This window comes from Pseudomonas sp. TH49 (assembly GCF_016650625.1).
GTDB classification, from domain to species: domain Bacteria; phylum Pseudomonadota; class Gammaproteobacteria; order Pseudomonadales; family Pseudomonadaceae; genus Aquipseudomonas; species Aquipseudomonas fluorescens_H.
On the sequence record NZ_JAEKFL010000001.1, the window covers coordinates 3008099 to 3029141 of the forward strand.

Genomic DNA, 21043 nt, shown 5'->3' on the forward strand with positions numbered 1-21043 from the left:
AAATGACTAAGCCCGGCCGAAGCCGGGCTGTGGAAGAACTTCTCACACTTAGCTGATGGCTGCAGCGGTACCGGTCTTGTCGAAGCCGTCAGCTGCGACGGTTTTGCCGATGTTGGTTTTATCAAAACCATCTGCGGCGTAAGTGCCCGAGTGGCTGGTTTCGATGACGGCGGAACCGCCGGAAATAAAGTCGGAGGACTTGGTTTTGTCCGAGCCATCGGCAGCGAAGGTGTTGGCGGCCAGTACGGACAGGGTCAGGGCGAGGATCAGTTTGGTTTTCATGTTCTTTACTCCAGATTCGTTGGCGGATGTGTCTTGCATGGGTTTAATGCTACGCCAACTAAGTTGATTGAAAAGCGCAAATTAATGCTAAAAACAATCGATTAACTTGATATTAAGGGCGGCGCGTTGAAATCGCTTTCGTCGTCGGAGCGAGCGTCGCGCAGGTCATCGATCAGGTGATTGCAGAATGAGGGGGCAGCATTAATCAGCGATTAATCGGTGTTAACCGAAGGTGAGGGATTTTTCATACTTGCGATTGGCAAGCGGGTGCTGCCGAGTTGTCCTGATTGATCTGGAACCAGGGTGTGCCCCTCGCGAGCAAGCCCGCTCCCACAGAGGAGTGCATTCCAGTGTGGGAGCGGGCTTGCTCGCGAAGGGGCCCCTACAGCCACCGTTGCAGTGGCTGTGAAACCCCGATCAGTCAGTCACGATCCGCGAGTGTTTCTGCGTGTCCTTCATGGTGATGTACACCAGCAGCGACACCGCGATGCACGCGGTCACGTACCAGTAGTAACCGGTCTCCATGCCGATGCTCTTGAACCACAGCGCGATGTATTCGGCGGTGCCGCCGAAGATCGACACGGTCAGTGCGTACGGCAGGCCGACGCCCAGCGCGCGGATTTCGGTCGGGAACAGTTCGGCTTTCACCACGGCGTTGATCGAGGTGTAGCCGCTGACGATGATCAGTGCGGCCATGATCAGGAAGAACGCGCCCCACCAGGTCTGGATGGTGTGCAGGGTCATCAGGATCGGCACGGTGAAGATCGTCCCGAGCACGCCGAAGGCGATCAGGATCGGACGACGACCGATCTTGTCCGACAGGCCACCAATGATCGGTTGCAGGCACATGAACAGGAACAGCGTGGCGGCGGAAATGGTGGTCGAGTCGGAGATGCTCATGCCGACGGTGTTCACCAGGTATTTCTGCATGTAGGTGGTGTAGGTGTAGAACGCCAGCGTACCGCCCATGGTCAGGCCGACCACGGTCAGCAGTTCTTTCGGGTGACGCATCAAGGTGCGCATCGCGCTTTCCTTGGACTTCTCTTTCTTGGTGAACGACTCGGTTTCTTCCATGCCGCGACGCAGGTACAGCGCAACGATCGCGCACAGTGCGCCGATGGCGAACGGAATACGCCAGCCCCACGCATACAGCTGTTCGGTGGTCAGCATGTTCTGCAGCACGATCAGCACGCCCAGCGCGATGAGCTGGCCGGAGATCAGGGTCACGTACTGGAAGCTGGAGAAGAAACCGCGACGTTCCTTGGTCGCCATCTCCGACAGGTAGGTGGCCGAAGTGCCGTATTCGCCGCCGACCGACAGGCCTTGCAGCAGTCGGGCGAAGACCAGCAGGATCGGCGCGCCGATGCCGATGGTTTCGTAGTTCGGGCTGAGGGCGATCAGCAAGGAGCCGAAGCACATCAGGTAGACCGAAGCCATCAAGGCTTTCTTGCGACCGACCTTGTCGGCGTACAGGCCCATCAGCCAGCCACCGATCGGACGCATCAGGAAGCCCACGGCGAAGATCGCGGCGGTGTTCATCAGTTGCGCGGTGGTGGAACCGGCGGGGAAGAAGGTCTTGGCGAAGTACAGCGAGAAGGCGGCGTAGACGTACCAGTCGTACCACTCGACCATGTTGCCGACCGAGCCGCTGAAGATCGATTTGATCCGGCTGGCGGTGGTTCTTTGTTTGACGGGCGCGGCAGCCGACCCAAGGGGCAGGGCGTTGGAGTTATCCATTGAAGGATCCTTCGTTTAATTGTTTTTGTGGAGCGCGTAGAAACGCAGCCTGCCGGGGCTATAGCAGGAGCTGTGCCAACGGGGAGAGGGGCGGTTTAGAAGGGGGTAGCGGGATTTAATGAGCGGAAATCCGCTTATGCCTGGATTGTGGTGAGCGGAAAATTGCTCATTCAGGCTGATGGATCAATGTTGCCTGTGCGGGCCTCTTCGCGGGCAAGCCCGCTCCCACAGTGGTCGGTGGTGTTCACACATTCTGTGTTCAGCACAAAACCCTGTGGGAGCGGGCTTGCCCGCGAAGAGGCCCGATCAAACACTGCAAAATTCAGCTGCCCGGAACAAACATCTCCCGGCTCAACCCATGCCGCTGCAGCTTTTCATTGAAGGTCCGGCGCGGCAGCTGCAACTCTTCCAGCACTGCTTTCACATCACCCTTGTGCCGGGTCAGCGCCGCACGCAGGCATTGCGCTTCAAACGCTTCCTGCTGCGCGGCCAGTGACTGGCCGGGATCGATGCCTTGCACCGGTTCATCGAGGCCCAGTACCTGCCGCTCGGCAACGTTCGCCAGTTCGCGCACGTTGCCCGGCCAGTCGTGGCTGAGCAGGTGACTCAATTGCGCCCCGCTCAACGGCGGGAAAGTGCGGCCCAGACGTTGGGCAGCGCTGAAGGCGAACGATTCGAACAGCAGCGGAATGTCTTCGCGTCGATCACGCAGCGGCGGCAGACGCAGTTCGGCGACGTTCAGGCGATACGCCAGGTCTTCGCGAAAACGTCCGGCCCGGGCCTCGTCCAGCAGATCAGGCTTGGTCGCGGCGACGATCCGCAGATCGACGCGAATGCTCTGGTTCGAGCCCAGGCGTTCCAGCTTCTGCTCCTGCAACACCCGCAGCAGTTTCACTTGCTGAGCCAGCGGCATGCTTTCGATCTCATCGAGAAACAGCGTGCCGCCGTCGGCGTATTCCAGCTTGCCGATGCGCTTGCCGGAGGCGCCGGTGAACGCGCCACTTTCATGGCCGAACAGCTCGGCTTCGAACAACTGCTCGGGGATCGCCGCGCAGTTCAGCGCCACGAAGGGCTTGTCGGCGCGCGGGCCGAAATCATGCAGGCAACGCGCGATCAATTCCTTGCCGCTGCCGGTTTCGCCACGGATTAACACGTTGACCGGCAGCGCCGCCAGATCCAGCACTTGCCGGCGCAAGGTCTGCATGCCACGGGACACGCCGAGCAGCGTTGCATCGAGTCTGGCGCGGTGGTCGGCCTGCTCGTGCAGGGCACGGTTTTCCAGGACCAGCCGCCGCTTGTCGAGCGCCCGGCGCAGGCTGCCGAGCAGGGTTTCCGGGCTGAACGGTTTTTCCAGAAAGTCGTAGGCGCCGTCACGCATGGCTTCGACCGCCATCGGCACATCGCCGTGACCGGTCAGCAGAATCACCGGCAGATCGGCATCACGTTTCTGCACTTCCGCCAGCAACTGCAGCCCACTGAGCCCGGGCATGCGCACATCGCTGAGGATCACCCCGGGGAAGTGGCTGGGCAGTGCGGCGAGGCAATCCTCGGCGCGGCTGAACAGCTGCACCGCGAACCCCGACAGGCTCAGCCATTGCTCGACAGCGCTGCGAATGCTGCTCTCGTCATCGACCACCATCACTGAGTTGAGCATCAGATGTGTGCCTCCAGATCGATCGGCAGGGTCAAGGTGAATATGGCGCCGGACTCGCCATTTTCGGCACTCAGGCGGCCGCCGGATTCATGCACGATGGCAAAGGATACCGCCAGCCCCAGGCCCAGGCCGTCGCCCACCGGTTTGGTGGTGAAGAACGGGTCGAACACCTGGTTCAAGTGCTGTTCGGCAATCCCGCCGCCGTTGTCGATCACGCTCAGGCGCCACAGTTGCTCGTCGGCCTCCAGGCGGATTTCCAGGCGCTTGCACGGTTTGCCCTGCATCGCATCGAGGGCATTGCGCAGCAGGTTGATCAGCACCTGCTCGAGGCGGATCGCGTCACCCCGCAGCCAGGCCGGACGCGTCAGGTGCAGCACCAGACTGACCTGTTCGTCGCGCAGGCGGGCGTCGAGCAGTTGCAGCGATTGATCAACCACGGTCGCCAGATCCAGTCGTTCGCGCAGGCCGCTGGGGCTCTTGCGGGCGAAGGTTTTCAGATGGCCGGTGAGCGACGCCATGCGCGTGAGCATGTCGTCCACCGGTTTGAGCGCCTTGTACGCATCATCGACGCGGCCATGCTCAAGCAGCAAACGCAGCGTCGCCAGTTGCATGCGTTGCGCGGTCAGCGGTTGATTGATTTCGTGGGCCAGTGCGGCGGACATCTGCCCCAGTGCGGCAAGCTTGGCCGATTGCACCAGCCCATCTTGTGCGGTGCGCAGATCGCGGGTGCGTTCTTCGACCAGCTGTTCGAGTTCTTCGCGGTTGCGCTGACGGACTTTCGACAGGCGCCAGCGCTGGTTGAGGAACAGCAGCAGAAACACCAGCGCCAGCCACACCCCGGCAGCGGCCAGCCCGGCATTGCGCAAATCTTCGAAGGCCACTTGCGGGCGGCGCAGCAAGTGCAGGGTCCAGCCTTCGGTGGTCAGCGGCAGCGATTCCCACAGGTAGTCCGCCGTTCCGTCCGGGCCTTCGACCCGCCGCAGGTCGCTGTTGTCGTCGAAGTGACGCAGGGACAGATGCGTCAACGGCAGCAGTGATTGTTTATCGTACTGCCGGGTGCGCTTGATCTCAGCCATGTCGCGGCTGTCCAGCGGCCGCAGCGAGCGATAGCGCCAGCCGGGCTGGTTGGCGATGAAGATGATCCCGCGCGCATCGCTGACCAGCAGCGTGTCGCTGCCCTGGCTCCACTCGCGCTCCAGTTCCGGGAACTCCAGCTTGACCACCATCGCGCCGAGGAACTCATTGTTGTCGCCCAGCACCGCGCTGGACAGGAAGTACCCGGGGATGCCGCTGGTCACGCCCACCGCGTAAAATCGCCCGCTGCCCTGAGTGCGGGTCTGGCTGAAGTACGGGCGAAAACCGTAGTTGTGGCCGACGTAGCTGCTGGGCAGGCGCCAGTTGCTGGCGGCCACCGCGAGGCCGGTGTGATCGAGCAGTTCGAGGGTCGAGGACTGCGCCGCGCCGTTGATCTTCTCCAGTTTCAGATTCAGCGCGTCCTGTTGCTCGGCACTCACCGGCCCGCCGAGCGCCCCACGCAATTGCGGATCCAGCGCGAGCACGGCGGGCAGGGCGCGATAGCGGTCAATCAGGGTGTGCAGCGCATTGGCGTACAGCGTTAACTGCTGGCTGGCGCGGGCGGCGTCCTCTTCCAGCGCCTGACGTTCGGCGTGGCGGATGGCAAGGGTCGCGGCAATGGCCGCACCGGCAATGATCAGCAGGGTGTACAACGACAGACGCAGGATACGGGAAGTCGGCAGCATGCTGGGCTAATGGATAAGGGGACGGGCGGGCACGATAGCATGGGGCTGCGGATCCTTCTCGCTTCACACGTCAGTGGATCAGACCGTGCTGAATTGATGCGATTTTGAACGCAGCATCGTTCGCGTGTAATCCAGTTCGTTGATCACGGCCGCCGTGGCTTGCCACAGACTTTGCGGTGTGTCGCCTTCGTTCGTGCCAATCAGTCCGACAGTGTTTATGGCGCTGACGCCAGTGGCCTCAAAGGCGTTTTCGATGGCGAGCATGTTGGCGGATAAATAGTCGATCAGCTCGCTCACGTGGGCGATGCCCCTGGCAACCTTTTCAGCCGTGAGGTCATGGCTGGCACCGATGATTTCGTTGGCTATTTCAATGGCCCCCAACGCTGCACTCGCCGTGGCGCTGATTTCGGAGGCGGCTTCCGGCACCATTTTCTTGGCACCGGCGCCGATCAGGGTGGAAGCGATTTCCTTGGAACCCTTGAGCACGCCCTTCTGCGTATCGGGGATCATTTTTGCGTATTTTTGCTGCATGTAATCGATCGGGGCCATGGTTTTGTATTCGGCTTTCTCGACAATCTTCGCCTTGGAGATGCGGCTGGCCTTGAATTTGATCGAGGCGCCGACGCCCGTGCGCTCTGCGGCGTAATCCCATAGTCCACTGATGACTTTTTTCGCGCCAATGCCCATCGCGACCCCCACCACGTTACCCGTGCCCGGAGCGACGGCGCCCAGCGCCTGGCTGCCAATGCCGACCAGAATGCCGCCGCCGTAGGCGACAAGGTGTCCTGCCACATACACACCGGTACGGAGCGCGACGGAACCGGCAAATTGCCCGGTCGAGCGCTGATTGAGCACCTGTTGCTGGGCATCCCGAGCGCGGCGCGATGACAGGGCAAGAATGTTCTGGTGGCGAATGACCAGGCGTGACAGGTTCTCCTTGCCCCGGGTGCGCTGCCTTCTCTCGGCGCTCTGCGCTTTCCTCTGATCACGCTGATCGGGGGTTTCGATAGCCAGGAAGTCATCCAGCCCCTGGCCATCGGTGTCGATGTAACCGACCGGGTTGTTGGCGACAAAGGCATAGAGATTCAGCCCGTCGATATCTCCCGCCGGATCGGCGCTGATCCAGCGTTGCAACCAGGGTGCATAGTAGCGGGCGCCATAGTAGTAGAGGCCACTACCGTCCATTTCCCGGCCTGAATAGCGCAGGGTTTTATAGCTCGCTTCCAGCGCCGAACGGGCAGCCCACCAGGCTGTGCCGCCAAACGCGTAATAGTGCTCCAGGCTGATGACGCCCGCATGCCGATCCAGCTCCAGTGCGCAAGAACCGAGATGGTCATCAAGGCTGTAACGCATCTGATCGTCCTCGATGGCTGCCGGTCGACCGCTGAGCCAGTGCAGGCAACGCGCCCCCGGCAGGGCGATGACATGCAGCTGCTGACCATCGCTGCGGGTGTGGATTTCCAGGCCCGGCAGGTAACGTACCTCGCGGCGATGGGTGAGCGACGGCGTGTGGCTCAGCGCGCATTTGTAGACGCGCTCACCCTGGCTGTAGCGGTAGATTTCTTCGTCGTCGGGCAAGCCATTGGCGTGTTGCAGCAGGGTGACACGGGCCAGTTGATCGTAACTGTTCCACTCCAGAGGCAGGGCGCCGGGCTGCAGTTTCAACTGGTTGCCATGGTGGTCGAAGTGATCGCTGAACACCGGGTCGGGGTCAGCGGTTTTCCAGCGCAGCCCCCGATTGCTGTTCGGGTCGATTTTCATCTCTTGGCAGAAGTTGTGGCCCTCGCGCACGTGGACAAGCTCGACGAGGTTGTTGCCCGCATCGTAATGATAATGCTCGGTGTAGTTGAAGCGCCGTCCGGGGTCGATGGGCTCGATCAGTTGCGGCAAGCCTGGCGACTGTTGCGGGATCTGGCCTTCGAAGCCGCGACTTTCGATCAGCCGATACAACGAGTCGTAGACGAAGTGGCGATGGCCATCGACGCGCTGATTGGCGAAATACACCGTGCCCAGGGTGCGGTCTTCGATGCGTAAGATATTGCCGACCGGGTCGTAGGTGTAATGCAGATCCTGCAGCGGTTTTTCCTGGTCTTTGCCTGCCAGCAGGTGCAGCAGGCGACCGTCGACGGGATCGTAGACGCTGCGGCTGCGAACGCCATTGCCGGCCAGCTGTTCGAGTGGTTGACCGGAAGCGTTGTACGTGGCTGCGTCGAGCACCGTTCGCGCGGCGTTCGCTCCGGCAATCCATAGCGACGCCTGATGCAACTGTCCGGCGACGTCGTAGCGTGAGCATTGTCGATGACCGCCGGCATCGGTGAGCTGCAAGACGTTGCCGTGCGCGTCGAACGCCATTCGGGTGATGAACGCGCTGGGCTCGCCGGCCAGGGTGCAGGCTTCGCTGAGTGCCTGGCCGCCCAGACTGTAGCTGTCGATGAGCACCGTGGCGCCGGGGTCCGAGCGCTCGCTCAGTTCACCCCGCAAGTTATGTTCGGGGGCCGCGTTGTGGTCGGCATAGGTGTAGCGCTCGACATCGGCTTGCGCATTTTCGGCAACGGCAATCAACCGCAGCATCGGGTCGTAATCGTAACGCCACCGGTTGCCGCGTTGATCGTGGCGTTGTCGCAGCTCATTCGCCAGACCGGGCAGGCTGATGCGCCAGCCGGCATCCACGCTGTCGACTTTCAGCACCATACCGCTCAAGCCGTACACGGTGCTCTGACCGGCGGTGGTGGCTGTGTCGAACAGGCGTGGGTCCCACTGTTCGATCAGCCGTCCGGCCGCGTCATGCCGTTGCCGACTGATGAGGGTTTGCTGCGGCTGGCCGTCATCGGCTCGCAGATAATCGACCTGACGCACTGTCAGGCCACGTCCATCAGTGACTGTCAGCTGTGGGGTGCGCCAGTGAATGTTGCGGTTCATGATCAAGGGTCGCCCGCTGGTGTCAGGGTCATGGCCGACTCCCGGAACCGGCACGGTAGCGTTCACGGATGGCGGGGACTTTTTCCCGATACATGCTCAGGAACTCGCGGGCGATTGCGATACTTTCTCGGGCGCGGCCTGTCTGGCGTGTGAGGTCTGCCTGACGCACGGTTCTGGCTTTTGTCGTACCGACACGGTTAAGGGCCAGATCGAACAGGTAGTCACGCGTGTGGTGGCGCTCATCGTAAAATTCGCTGATACCCAGTTCGGCGAAGGCTGCGTTGTTCGCAGCCGACAGTTGCGAAACCAGCGTATCGAGCTCATCCAGGGTGTCGTGGATTTTCCCCAGTTTCATCGATGACAGACCTTCCTCCGCTTCCTGGGCCTGCTGGGCGATGCTGCCCATGGCCATGGCTTCGCCAACCCCGGGCACGTAGGCGCCGGCAACTTTGCTGATGCTGTCCACCGCCAGTTGCTGCAGACCTTCGCGGCTGCGTACGTCATATTTGTCACGGGGCGGAAGCAATGGCGCAGGCTGCCCGACAGCCTGAACGGCATCCCGGTTGAAGGTGGAAGTTTGCGGGACAATCGGGGTATTCAACGCCAGTTTGTCTACCAGCGTATCGAACGTCGCGACGCCTTTGTCGGCCACCTGGTTGCCCAGCGTCAGCCCGATCAGATCACCGGATAGCTGCGGCAGTGCTTCGGCGGCAAACGTGGCGGCATTGAACGAAGTGAACCAGCCAGTGGCGGCGCTGCCGATTTGATAGAGCGTGTTTTTTGCCAGCGTCCGGCGCCATTGCCCGGGGTGTTGCAGGTCGATGAGTTGACCCTGTAGCGTCTGCATCCCGCTGTCGATGGCGGACAGTTGCTTCGCGTTCCCGCTGATCAGGCGCTTGAGTTGCTGGGGCGAGCGGTTGTAGCCGCCGTCATCGAAATAGCCGATCGGGTTGTTGCCGACGAACGCGTACAGATTCAGGCCGTCGATGTCGCCCCCCGGATCAGCGCTGATCCAACGCTGCAGCCACGGCGCGTAATAGCGTGCGCCGTAGTAGTACAGGCCGCTGACATCCATTTCCTTGCCCGAATAACGCAAGGTCTTGTACTCGACCTCCACGGTCGAGCTTGCGCTCATCCACGCGGTGGCGCCAAACGGGTAATAACCTTCGTGACTGATCAGGCGTGCCTGCCGGTCCAGTTCCATCACGCATGAACCCAAGTGATCGTCGAGGGTGTAGCGCAACTGGTCGTCGGCAATGCCGGGCGGTTTGCCGCTCAGCCAATGCAGGCAACTGACGTGGCCCGAGCCCGTGGCGAGGTCGATCACGTGCAGCTCCTCGCCGTTGTCCTTGCTGCGGATTTCCAGCCCGGGCAGATAACACACCTCGTGAAAGTGCTGACTGGCACCGGCGTAGGTTTCATGGCGTTTGAAGACGCGCACGCCCTGGCTGTAGTGATAAAACTCGGCGTCATCAAGAGCGTTTTCGCGTTTGATCAGGGTCACTGCCGCCAGTTGATCACGGGCATTCCACTGCAGCGCCTGTCCCGGTTGCAGAGTCGTGAGGTTGCCATGGCGATCGAACAACCGGTCGAAATCCGGTTCGGGATCACCTTCGTTCCAGCGCACGCCACGGTTGCTGGCCGCGTCGATACGCAGTTGCCGGGTGTAGCAGGCCCCGTCGCGCACGTGGCACAGTTCCGTCAGGTTGCCGCCCTGATCGTAGCGGTAGGTCTGCAGGTAATTGCGCCGATCGTTGGGATCGCTCGGCTGTGGCCGGCCGGGAAGGTCGCTGGGGGCGGCGTCGTCGTAGCCACTGGCGCTGATCAGTCGATACAGCGAGTCGTAGCTGAATGCACGTTCGCCGTCGACCCGCTGATTGGCGAAATGACTGGGGCTGAAAACGTGATCGAGGATGCGTGTCGGGTTGCCGACCGGATCGTATTCATAGGTGAAGTCTTGCAGCGGTGATTCCGCACCTTTCTGCGCCCATTGCCGCAGCAGGCGGTCGGTGCCGGGTTCATAGCACCAATAGCTGTCGACGCCGTTGCCGGCCTGCTGCGCGATGATTTGTCCGGCGGCATTGAAGCGGGCGTCGAGCAACACCGCTTGCCAGTCGCTGTGCCCGGCCAGCAGCAGTTGCAGATGCCGCAGCTGGCCGGCAAGGTCGTAGCGCGATTGCTGGCGGTGGCCGCCGGCGTCGGTCTGTTCCAGCACCGCGCCCAGCGGACTGAAACGGCGCTGCGTGACAAACACCCGGAGGTCGGCAAAGCGGCGGCTTTCGCGCAGCGCCTCACCGGCCAGACTGTAGCTGTCCAGGCTCAGGCTGCCGGATGCATCGAGTTGCTCCAGCAACCGACCGCGCTGGTTGTGATCGGCCGAGGCGCTGGCGTCGGCATAGGTGAAGGTCTCGCTGTGCGATTCGGCGCTGTTGCTGATCTCGACGTTGCGCAATTGCTCGTCGTAGCGGTAGCGCCAGTGCACGCCGCGCGCATCCCAGCGTTGCAAGGCTTGTCCGGCCAGCCCGGGCAGGCTCAGGCGCCAGCCGCCATCGACGCTGCTGATCTTCAATGGCTGGCCGCTGAGGTCGTACAGGCTGGCGACACCGGGTTCACTCAGGCGCGGGTCGAACCGCGCCACCAAGCGGCCGGCGGCGTCGTACTGCTGGCGTGTGACCTGGGCTTCGGCGCGCTCATCGGCATGGGCGCGCAGGTAGGCAATCTGGCGTACGGGCAAGCTGCGACCGTCGATCGCGATCAGCGACGGTGTGCGTCGATGCAGATTGGCGCTCATCACTGCAACGTCTGTGCTGATGTCGGCGGTTGCAGCTGGGCAGACTCGTCAGTGTCGTTGAAGTCCTCTTTGGCCAGGTACCACGGATGATGATGCTCGCGGGAAACATAGCCCTTGGCGTTGATCAGCTTGATCGCACGGCCGAGCGGGTCATAGAACAGCTGGTCGAAGTAGCCGTGCTGGCGCAGGGATTGATCGTTGACATAGCCATGGCTGTCGGCAAAAAACGGCCGGAACTGCCGCACCGCCAACCCTTTGTTGTACTCGACCCGTGCGCTGACCCGCCAGCGCGAATCGGTGTGTTCCTCGCGCAGCTGTCCGCGATCGACGATCAGCGACCCATCTTCGGCCACTGCATAGGCGATTCCGGGCTCTACCCGTTGCAGGGTTTGCAGCGGCCGGCCAAAGCCGTCCACGTAGCTGATGATGATCTGCACCAATGCCGGAACCGGATCATCGGGGTAGCGGTCGGCGTTGAAGACCGCGCTGTGCACCGGTTGGCGTGCAACCCTGGTCATGAGTTTGCGCAGCGCCAGTTCTGCCGGCGTCGGCGCCTTCAGTTGCGCCAGCCGGCGACGCGCGCTGGCGCGAATGTGCAGGCTCGGCAACACATCGCCGCTGGCCTGCCACTGCGCCAGCAGATCCGGCGTGGCGTTGACCACGGACGGCAGCCGTCCCATCCAGCTGAACAAATCCTTGCGCAAGGTACTCGCGGCTTGTTGTACCGCCGCCGCCGGGTCGGCGATGGCTGAATCTGGCGTCAGGTCCAGGGGGCGAACGTATTCGCTGAGCGGGCGGAAGCCGGCGGCGACCGCGTTTTCGGTGCCGTGGAAACTGCTGGCCAACGGTTGGCCGGAAGGCTCGTAGAGCGCTTCCTGAATATTCTCGTTGGCGTCGATGATGCGCACTGGCGCCAGGGCGTGGTAGTCGTATTCGCAGCGGGTGACGCAGCCATCGGGCAGTTCGACGCTTTTGATCAGCAGGTGGTATTCGTCGTACTGCGCCTTGGTCCAGCCGTGGCTCAGGGTTTCGCGGTATTCAAAGACCCGGAAGAAATCGTCGGCGCTGGCGTACTTCGCGTAGTTGTAGCTCGCGGACCAGAGGTCCTGTGAGGCCTTGGTTGCAGCCGGTTTTTCGAACAAACGCGGCATTTCGGTGTAACCGATGTTCTGCAACTCGACCCGGATATCGAACGGCGGCGGCAGACTGGCGTAAGCGTCGAGGGCCGTCTGGTCAAGCTGTGCCAGATCCATCGGCCCGGCCAGCGCTTCGAAGTCGGCTGCACCGTCGGGCAGCAGGCTGCCGCCCTCGGTCTTGAGATAGCGTTGCACGGTTTGCCCGGTCAGCACCCTGAGCGCGTTCCATTGCGGCGAGTCTTGATGCGCCTTGAGTAATTCCCATGACACCTCCTGCGGATTGAGGCCTGACGGGAGCTTGCCCTTGGGCAGCACCAGCGCATTGCTGCGCTGCTGAAAGGGCAGGCCCAGACGCCACTCTTGCAACTTCTCGTGCAGATTAATCGCGCGCTCGCGCGTTTCGTTGAGATAAAAAAACTGCTGCGCCGGGTCATGCGCGTCCCGCCACCACTGTTGTTCATCGGGGTCGTCGAAGGGCGGGGCATCGGCGGCGGTGCGACGTCGCGCGTAGCTGATGGTCAGGCTGTGCGTGGCGTGGCCGAACTGGCTGCTATTGAGCAACACTTCATGACGGCACAACGGGTCATCAATGTAACCGTCGTACTGATAGCTGATGGTTTCCAGCGGCAGGGGCAGCAGCACGCTGGCCGTTTCGTGTCGGCCTTCGGGCTGCACGTCACGCACCAGATAACGGCGCTCCTCAGCCGCGAGCAGCCGTGTGCTGGCCGGGTCGTCGCTGTCGGCCCAGGTTTCGCTGCGGGCCACGGCGCCGGCCAGCGCCCGAGCGATTCTATAGCGTGTCGCTTCGTCCGCCGGTGTCACCGGTTCATCGCATTCATCGTTGGGGTGATAGCGGCTGAAGACCGTTGGCTGCAACGCGTGCGCCTCGGCATCGGCATCGAAGTAGCCGTGTCTTGGCCGGTCCATGGCTTGCCCGGTGAGGAACCAGGTCAAGACCCGCACCGGTGCCGTGAAGCCGACGTCGTCATCGCCGCTGGCGCTTTCGCTGTCAGTCTGTTGCAGATGGCCGAAACCACTGAATTCGCGCTCGATGCTGTCGTAGAACCCTTCGCGATAGAGGCACGCCTGCGTCAGGCAATTGCCGGTGATTTCATCCAGCTGCCGTTGCCGGCTGACCACTTGCACCGCGAACGGCAAATGGCAGACCGGTGTCTCGGCGGGATGTTCGATCAGCCACTGCTGTTTTTCGTCCAGCCATTCCTGAGCGGAGCTGCGATACACCACCTGCGTGGCGCAGCCCATATTGTTGTTGGTGGCCGTCAACAGGTAGGGCTTGGCTGCGATGAAATCGTAACGCCAGTGCTGCGGGGTCATGTGTGGCACGGTCAGGATCAGGCTGGCACAACCCAGGCCTTGCAGGTCGGCAAAACTGACATGGCACAGGCGATCGTAGCTCACGCCCTCCGGCCACGGTACGAAGACGGGTGTCTGTTCCAGACCATTGCCGCCGCGATTGAGGTAGATCTCGAAGCCGGAGGTTTTCAGGTAAAACAGGGCCGGTGCACCGGAGCCGTCGATGTCGGCGATCCTGATTTGCTCGACGTTGAACTCGGCATACTGGAAGGGCAGTGCACTGATCACCCGACCTGTGCCGAATTTGCCATGTCCCAGATTGGGCCAGCATTTGATTTCGTTGTGGCGGATCCGGCACAGCTCGCTCATGTCGCTGCCGAGCATGTTGCCCAGAAACACCAGCTCGGTGGGTGAGTTGCTGAACAGCGGCAAACTGTCCTCATGGTCTTCACGAGGCACTTCTTCGGCGCTGGAAAAACCGTTTTCCCGGCGGTTGGCATACAGGCGCACGGCGCGTGGGCCGATCATCGCCAATGAGTTGAGGCCATCGCCCACCAGGTCGCCCAGTTGCGAAAGGGTGTTGAAAAACTCCAGTGGCATCCCGGTAAACGGCAGGAACGGCGCCCAACTGCGGTCGGCGTTCAACGTGCGATAACCGCTGATGCCCGGTTGGGCGACGATCCAGTCCAGCCGCCCGTCGCCGGTCAGATCGAGCAATATCTGCCGGGCGGCGCTGTTGCGATTCGCCACCGGGATCTGCTCCAGCGCCGACCAGGCGCCATAGGTAATGGCGTCCGGCCCTGATGGGGCGCGCAACGGTTCGCGGTAATACCAGCACTGATCGTAGCGGCAGAGGAACCCCGGCACGCCTTCACCGTACAGATCCACGCACTGGTAAAACTGTCCATCCTCAATGCCCGGCATGTTTTCTTCGGCGAACAGCCGTGCGGCGGTTTTGTTGATCTCGAAGGGCGAGTAATCGAACTCCACCGGCGGGGTCGTTTCCACTGCGCCGCTGGCATCGAAGGCCTGATAGTGAGCGGCGGTGATCCGGTTGTAAGTCCAGGGGCCGGCGTCCGGCGGATACTCCAGCAACAGCCGCCGCACCAGCAGCGGATAGTCTCCGGCGGGCCGCGAGAAGCGGTGGAACATCAGGATTTGCCGGCACAGACGCCGCGTGCCCAGCTCGAAACCCTGGCTGTAGCTGGAAAAGGGATCCTGGCGTTTCCCCCACAGTTGCAGGCTGTCGCCACCGTACACGGGGGCCTGCGTCAGATCGCGGGTTCGCTCGCCGTAGTCAAACAGCAGATGAAAGTGCCAATCCAGTTCGGCCGGATCTTCCACGGTCCAGCTGTACAAGTGCTGGCTGGCGCTGACGTTGCCGTAGAACACCGCGCGCAGGTAGCGCTGGGCGCGGTAGTCGTGGATCGGGTCGGGGTCCTGATCATCGGTCAGGTAGTCGAAGCAGATGTGCTCGCCGCGCGGGTTCATGCTTTCGCACAGCAGCCAATGGCTGACCCGCAGCGCATCGTCCGGATCGGCCCGGCGCGAGGCGCTGGTCTTGCCGTATACCTGCAATGAGCCGTCAGCCCCGTGGATCAGCCAGAAGGGTGGCTCGGCTGCCGTTTTCGTTGCCCGTTGCCAGCGCTCGCGGAGGGCAAAGTCACCCTCGACCCTCGGCCAGTAACGGACCACGTTGTGATAGCCGACTTCAATCCCGTTATAGGATTTTTCCAGGCGCGACTTCGGTGTGCCATCGTCGTTGAGTTCAGGCAACCACTCTTCACCGTCGTCACCGATGATTTCATCGAGATCGGTATACCGCGGTACGCCTTTTTGGGTGCGACGGCTGATCTGACCAATACCCAGGCTCCAGCCGACGCCGAACGGCCCGTTGCCGGCCTGGCTGTTGTAAGTCAGGGAGAGTTGCGGGTCCCAGCCACGTCCGACGGACAGGGGCAGCGGCAGTTCAAATGAAGCGGCGCCGGTCGCGCCGACCGCGCCCCAGCTTTTGCCGATCGTGGTGATCGATGCGCTGCTGGCGATGGACGGGGTGATGATGCTCAGCTCTTGATCGGCCATGGTCGGATCCATTGCACACGCGAGGCGCGTGGGTGGATAGACGCTAACAGCAAGCGGGGACGTCGTAACCTGTCAGATCTGACAGGTGCCAAATAGCCATTAATGTGCAGGGCGGCCGCACGGGCATGCGCGCACAAAAAAAGGCCGGCCCGTCATGCGACGGGCCGGCCTTTTTCACGGCTGCGAAGCGCTTACTGCACTTCTACCGCCAGGCTTTCGGCGATCTTCTGTTGCCAGATCGCCGGGCCGGTGATGTGCACCGACTCACCGTTGCTGTCCACCGCGACGGTGACCGGCATGTCCTTGACCTCGAACTCGTAGATCGCTTCCATACCCAGCTCGGCGAAGGCCAGCACCTTGGATTTCTTGATGGCCTGGGCCACCAGGTAAGCGGCGCCGCCCACGGCCATCAGGTACACGGCCTTGTTGTCCTTGATCGCTTCGATCGCGGTCGGGCCACGCTCGGACTTGCCGATCATGCCCAGCAGACCGGTCTGTTCGAGGATCTGCCGGGTGAACTTGTCCATCCGCGTCGCGGTAGTCGGACCTGCCGGGCCAACCACTTCGTCACCGACCGGATCAACCGGGCCGACGTAGTAGATGAAGCGACCTTTCAGATCCACCGGCAGGGTTTCACCCTTGTTCAGCATCTCGACCATGCGCTTGTGCGCCGCGTCGCGACCGGTGAGCATCTTGCCGTTGAGCAGGACGGTTTCGCCCGGCTTCCAGCTCTGCACTTCTTCCGGGGTCAGGGTGTCGAGGTTGACGCGACGGGCCGACGGGCCGGCTTCCCAGACGATTTCCGGGTAGGCGTCCAGCGATGGCGCTTCCAGCGAGGCCGGGCCGGTGCCGTCGAGCACGAAGTGCGCGTGACGGGTGGCGGCGCAGTTCGGGATCATGCACACCGGCAGGGAGGCGGCGTGGGTCGGGTAGTCCATGATCTTCACGTCGAGCACGGTGGTCAGGCCACCGAGGCCCTGGGCGCCGATGCCCAGTTGGTTGACCTTCTCGAACAGCTCCAGACGGATCTCTTCGATGCGGTTCTGCGGGCCACGGGCTTTCAGTTCGTGAATGTCGATGGACTCCATCAACACTTCCTTGGCCATCACTGCGGCTTTCTCGGCGGTGCCGCCGATACCGATGCCCAGCATGCCCGGTGGGCACCAGCCGGCGCCCATGGTCGGAACGGTTTTCAGCACCCAGTCAACGATAGAGTCGGACGGGTTGAGCATGGCCATTTTCGACTTGTTCTCGGAACCGCCGCCCTTGGCCGCCACGTCCACTTCCACGGTGTTGCCCGGGACGATGGAGTAGTGGATGACCGCCGGGGTGTTGTCCTTGGTGTTTTTGCGAGCGCCCGCCGGGTCGGCGAGGATCGAGGCACGCAGGACGTTTTCCGGCAGGTTGTAGGCGCGGCGCACGCCTTCGTTGATCATGTCGTCCAGGCTCATGGTCGCGCCATCCCAACGTACGTCCATGCCCACACGCACGAACACGGTGACGATGCCGGTGTCCTGGCAGATCGGCCGGTGGCCGGTGGCGCACATGCGCGAGTTGATCAGGATCTGCGCGATCGAATCACGGGCCGCTGGCGATTCTTCGCGCAGGTAGGCTTCGTGCATCGCCTGGATGAAGTCCACGGGGTGGTAGTAGGAAATGAATTGCAGGGCGTCGGCAACGCTCTGAATCAGGTCATCTTGCTTGATCACGGTCATGAGTCGCGCTCCTCTAAAAGACGGGAACATTCAATAAGGTGCTTGCAGCTTGGGTGTATCGGTCGGTTGCAAGCACCTTTCAAGGCACGCCGGGGCTGCTGGCGCGACGCTAAAAAGGCGCGGCAGTATACCGCGCCTCTTCGGGGCATACACGCGCCGGCAGTCATTCGTTGGTCGCATGGTTGGGCGAATATCGAACATCGGGTTTGCACTTCAATACCCACCCCCTCACCCCAGCCCTCTCCCCCAAGGGGGAGAGGGGGGAAGGGAGCCGATTTGTGGCGAATTCAAAACCTGAGTTCGGCATGATTTATCAGGTCGGCGTATCTCAAATAAACAATGCGGTCAGTTCCCTCTCCCTCGGGGAGAGGGCTAGGGTGAGGGGCTTTTGAGGCCACACTTTTGACGTCAATTTTCGAGCCCGAAAATCGGTGGTCATTTATCGACCGCCCCTCTAAAGTGGCATCCGGTCTGTAGAGTAGGACACTCGGTCAGCCTCCTATCGCACGGTGAGTCAACGATTGACCCATAACGCCATTCAACGCCTTTTGCTCAAGCGCTTTGCCCTCGCTGCCGCCACTTACGGATTGGCTTTGCTGCTGCTGTGGCTGGCGTTTTTTACCGGGCATTACCCGCAATCGTTGAACAGCGTGGCCATCGGCAGCGCGTTGGTGGTCATCTGCCAGGCCACGCTGTTTGCGCTGTTCTGGTCCGGGCGCAACCTGCGTTTTTCCGACCCGAGCATGACCGAAGCGCAAGTGTTGCTCGGGCTCGGCTGGCAGACCTGGCTGATCGCTCACCTGGATGAAGCACGCGGCGCGTTTCTGGTGTTCTACGTGCTGATCCTGCTGTTCGGTCTGTTCCATTTATCCCGGCGCGCGTTCATTCGCTGTGCGCTGCTGGTGTTCTTCAGTTTTTGTGCAATCACCCTTTGGGATGGCTATCACTTCCGTCTGCCGGATCCGGCCCTGGCGGCGTTGCAGGTGTGCATTCTGGCGATGGTCCTGGCGTGGCTGGTGATTTACGCACGCTTCGTTCAGGTTTCACGGCAACGCATGCGCCAGCGCCGGTTTGCCTTGCAGGCGCATCAGGACACCCTGCGCGGGATGATGCGCCAGCTCGAAGACCTGGTGGCCACCGACGAGCTGACCGGACTGTTCAATCGCCGGCATTTTCTGCGCCTGGCCTCACGTGAACTGGATGAGATGGAGCCGGGCGTGGTGCATGGTCTGGCGCTGATCGACCTCGATCACTTCAAGCGCATCAACGATCTGCACGGCCATGCCGCCGGCGATCAGGTGTTGCAGGCGTTCGCCGGCGTGGCGGGTGCCTGCCTGCGTGACGGCGACGTGCTGGCGCGTTACGGTGGTGAAGAATTCGTGGTGTTGCTGCCCGACTGCGATGCCGAACGCCTGACGGCCTGTTGTGAACGCCTGCGCATTGCTTTTACCGACGTTGAACTGGTGGGCCTGAACGTGCGTAACCTCAGTCTGTCGGCGGGCATGACCCTGCTGGAACTGGGCGATGATCTGGACGACGCCTTGCAGCGCGCCGATCAGGCGCTGTACCGGGCCAAGCGCGACGGGCGCAATCGCTGTGCGGCGGCGTGGGAGAACGTGGATGCCTGAACTTCGGGTCGGTGACCGGCAATGGTCGGTGGCGGCGGGCAGCAATCTGCTCGACGCCCTTAACCAGAACGGCGTCGCGGTGCCTTACAGCTGCCGCGCCGGCAGTTGCCATGCCTGCCTGGTGCAGTGCGTGAACGGCCTGCCCGCCGACAGCCGCCCGGATGCCCTGAGCGCCGAACAGCGTCAGGAGGGCTGGCGGCTGGCCTGTCAGTGTCAGGTCACGGAAGACTTGCAGGTGCACACCTTCGACCCGATCAGCGACGGGCGACCGGCGGTGGTCGAGGCGCTGGACTGGCTCAGCGACAACGTCCTGCGTTTGCGCCTGACCCCGCAACGTCCGCTGCGCTATGCCGCCGGGCAGCATCTGGTGTTGTGGATCAACCACATCGCCAGACCCTATTCGCTGGCGAGCCTGCCGCAGGAAGAGCGCTTTCTCGAATTTCACCTCGACTGTCGCCAGCCCGGCGAATTCAGCGATGCGGCGCGGCGCCTGCAGATCGGCGACCCGATCCGCCTCGGTGAACTGCGCGGCGGCGCGCTGCATTACGACCCGGACTGGCACACCCGACCGCTGTGGTTGCTGGCGGCCGGCACCGGGCTGGGGCCATTGTTCGGCGTGCTGCGCGAAGCCTTGCGTCAGGATCACCAAGGCGCCATCCGTGTCATTCACCTGGCCCATGACACGCGCGAGCACTATCTGGCCAAACCCCTGGCGGCGCTTGCCGCGCAGCGCGAAAACCTTAGCGTCGAGCTGTGGACGGCGGCCGACTCAGCCGCCGCTTTGGCGCAACTGCGCCTTGTTTCCCGGCAGACCCTGGCCTTAGTCTGCGGCTCAAGCGCCAGTGTCGACGCCTTTGCCAAACGTCTGTACCTGGCCGGACTGCCGCGCAATCAACTGCTGGCGGATGTGTTTCTGACCCGCGGTTGAGCGCTGACTTTCATAGGTTCGAAGATTTCTGTGGCAAGGCCGAACGCCTGTGGTGAGGGGATTTATCCCCGATGGCTGCGTAGCGGCCCCAGGATTTTGTGAGTGCTGGGCACTCAATCGGGGATAAATCCCCTCACCACAGAAGTTTTGCCTCACCACAAAAGAACTCTGTCAGCCTTTTAAATGTTGAGTAACGCTGATGACCGAAGCCATCCTGCTCGAACGCGAACGCGGTTTGCTCACCCTGCGCCTCAACCGCCCGGACAAGAAAAACGCCCTGACCCGCGCGATGTACAGTCGCCTCGCCGAGGCCTTGCAGCAGGCCGACAATGACCCTGAAATCAACGCCGTGCTGATCACCGGCAGCGCCGAGTGCTTCACTGCCGGCAACGACATCGCCGACTTCATCCAGCAACCGCCGAGCGACCTCGACAGCCCGGTGTTCCACTTCATGCTCGGCCTGCTCGAATGCCGCAAACCGGTGATCGCCGCGGTGGCTGGGGCAGCGGTGGGCATCGGCACCACGTTGTTGCTGCATTGCGATCTGGTTTATGTCAGCCGCGATGCACGGCTGCGTATGCCGTTCGTCAATCTGGGGCTGTGCCCGGAATTCGGCTCCAGCCTGATCCTGCCGCGGTTGCTCGGGCATGCCAAAGCGGCAGAGCTGTTGCTGCTCGGCGAGGGTTTCAGCGGTGAACAGGCGGCGCAGTGGGGCATTGCCACCGAGGCATTGGGCAGCGGCGAAGCGGCATTGAGCAAGGCGCGGGAAATGGCCTTGCGCTTCGATGAGCTGCCCGCAGAGGCGGTGCGCATCAGCAAGCAATTGCTCAAAGCGCCGGAGCGCGAGTTGATCCGTAAAGTGATCGAAGAGGAGGGCGTGTTGTTCACCCAACGCTTGCGCTCGCCGGAGGCATTGGCGGCGTTGACCGGGTTTATCAAACGCCATTGAGATTTTCGCTGACCGGCCTGGCCCCTTCGCGAGCAAGCCCGCTCCCACAATTGGAATGCATTTCCCTGTCAGAGCCCGTGTGCTTCCACAATTGGAATGCATTTCCCTGTCAGAGCCAGTGAGCTCCCACAATTGGAATGCATTCCCA

11 protein-coding genes are annotated in these 21043 nt (G+C 62.2%); 3 read left to right on the forward strand and 8 right to left on the reverse strand.

The window, feature by feature from the left end; genetic code table 11:
- Nucleotides 1-48: 48 nt before the first annotated feature.
- The 8 genes from JFU48_RS13705 to JFU48_RS13740 all read right to left on the reverse strand — a co-directional run bounded on the left by JFU48_RS13705 (nucleotide 49) and on the right by JFU48_RS13740 (nucleotide 17390).
- The gene (locus JFU48_RS13705; RefSeq protein ID WP_103519892.1) at nucleotides 49-282 is read right to left on the reverse strand and encodes a hypothetical protein; all 234 of its coding nucleotides are present in this window, start codon (nucleotides 280-282) and stop codon (nucleotides 49-51) included.
- A gap of 417 nt (nucleotides 283-699) precedes the next feature.
- Nucleotides 700-2019: an MFS transporter gene (locus JFU48_RS13710; protein WP_201136723.1), complete on the reverse strand. Its 1320-nt coding sequence runs from the start codon at nucleotides 2017-2019 to the stop codon at nucleotides 700-702.
- Between the two features lie 322 nt (nucleotides 2020-2341).
- Nucleotides 2342-3673: a sigma-54-dependent transcriptional regulator gene (locus tag JFU48_RS13715; protein WP_201136724.1), complete on the reverse strand. Its 1332-nt coding sequence runs from the start codon at nucleotides 3671-3673 to the stop codon at nucleotides 2342-2344.
- Entirely contained in the window at nucleotides 3673-5433 is a 1761-nt protein-coding gene (locus JFU48_RS13720) for an ATP-binding protein (protein ID WP_201136725.1), read from the reverse strand. The genes JFU48_RS13715 and JFU48_RS13720 overlap by 1 nt, the downstream gene beginning before the upstream one ends.
- Before the next feature lie 78 nt (nucleotides 5434-5511).
- A complete protein-coding gene (locus JFU48_RS13725; RefSeq protein ID WP_201136726.1) occupies nucleotides 5512-8352 on the reverse strand; it encodes an RHS repeat-associated core domain-containing protein in 2841 nt (946 codons plus the stop codon).
- Between the two features lie 28 nt (nucleotides 8353-8380).
- Nucleotides 8381-11143 carry an RHS repeat-associated core domain-containing protein gene (locus JFU48_RS13730; RefSeq protein WP_201136727.1) on the reverse strand — a complete coding sequence of 921 codons (2763 nt, stop codon included), beginning with the start codon at nucleotides 11141-11143 and terminating at the stop codon, nucleotides 8381-8383.
- A complete protein-coding gene (locus JFU48_RS13735; protein WP_201136728.1) occupies nucleotides 11143-15675 on the reverse strand; it encodes a SpvB/TcaC N-terminal domain-containing protein in 4533 nt (1510 codons plus the stop codon). The genes JFU48_RS13730 and JFU48_RS13735 overlap by 1 nt, the downstream gene beginning before the upstream one ends.
- A gap of 191 nt (nucleotides 15676-15866) precedes the next feature.
- On the reverse strand, nucleotides 15867-17390 hold the full coding sequence (locus JFU48_RS13740; protein ID WP_003227616.1) for a fumarate hydratase: 1524 nt from the start codon (nucleotides 17388-17390) through the stop codon (nucleotides 15867-15869).
- Between the two features lie 521 nt (nucleotides 17391-17911).
- Here JFU48_RS13740 and JFU48_RS13745 point away from each other — a divergent pair.
- The 3 genes from JFU48_RS13745 (at nucleotide 17912) to JFU48_RS13755 (ending at nucleotide 20895) form a co-directional block, all read left to right on the forward strand.
- Nucleotides 17912-19018 (forward strand): GGDEF domain-containing protein, encoded by a 1107-nt coding sequence (locus tag JFU48_RS13745; protein ID WP_003227615.1) that lies wholly within the window; start codon nucleotides 17912-17914, stop codon nucleotides 19016-19018.
- The gene (locus JFU48_RS13750; protein ID WP_201136729.1) at nucleotides 19011-19946 is read left to right on the forward strand and encodes an iron-sulfur-binding ferredoxin reductase; all 936 of its coding nucleotides are present in this window, start codon (nucleotides 19011-19013) and stop codon (nucleotides 19944-19946) included. Before JFU48_RS13745 ends, JFU48_RS13750 begins: the two co-directional genes overlap by 8 nt.
- A gap of 199 nt (nucleotides 19947-20145) precedes the next feature.
- Nucleotides 20146-20895 (forward strand): enoyl-CoA hydratase-related protein, encoded by a 750-nt coding sequence (locus JFU48_RS13755; RefSeq protein ID WP_201136730.1) that lies wholly within the window; start codon nucleotides 20146-20148, stop codon nucleotides 20893-20895.
- Nucleotides 20896-21043 lie beyond the last annotated feature (148 nt).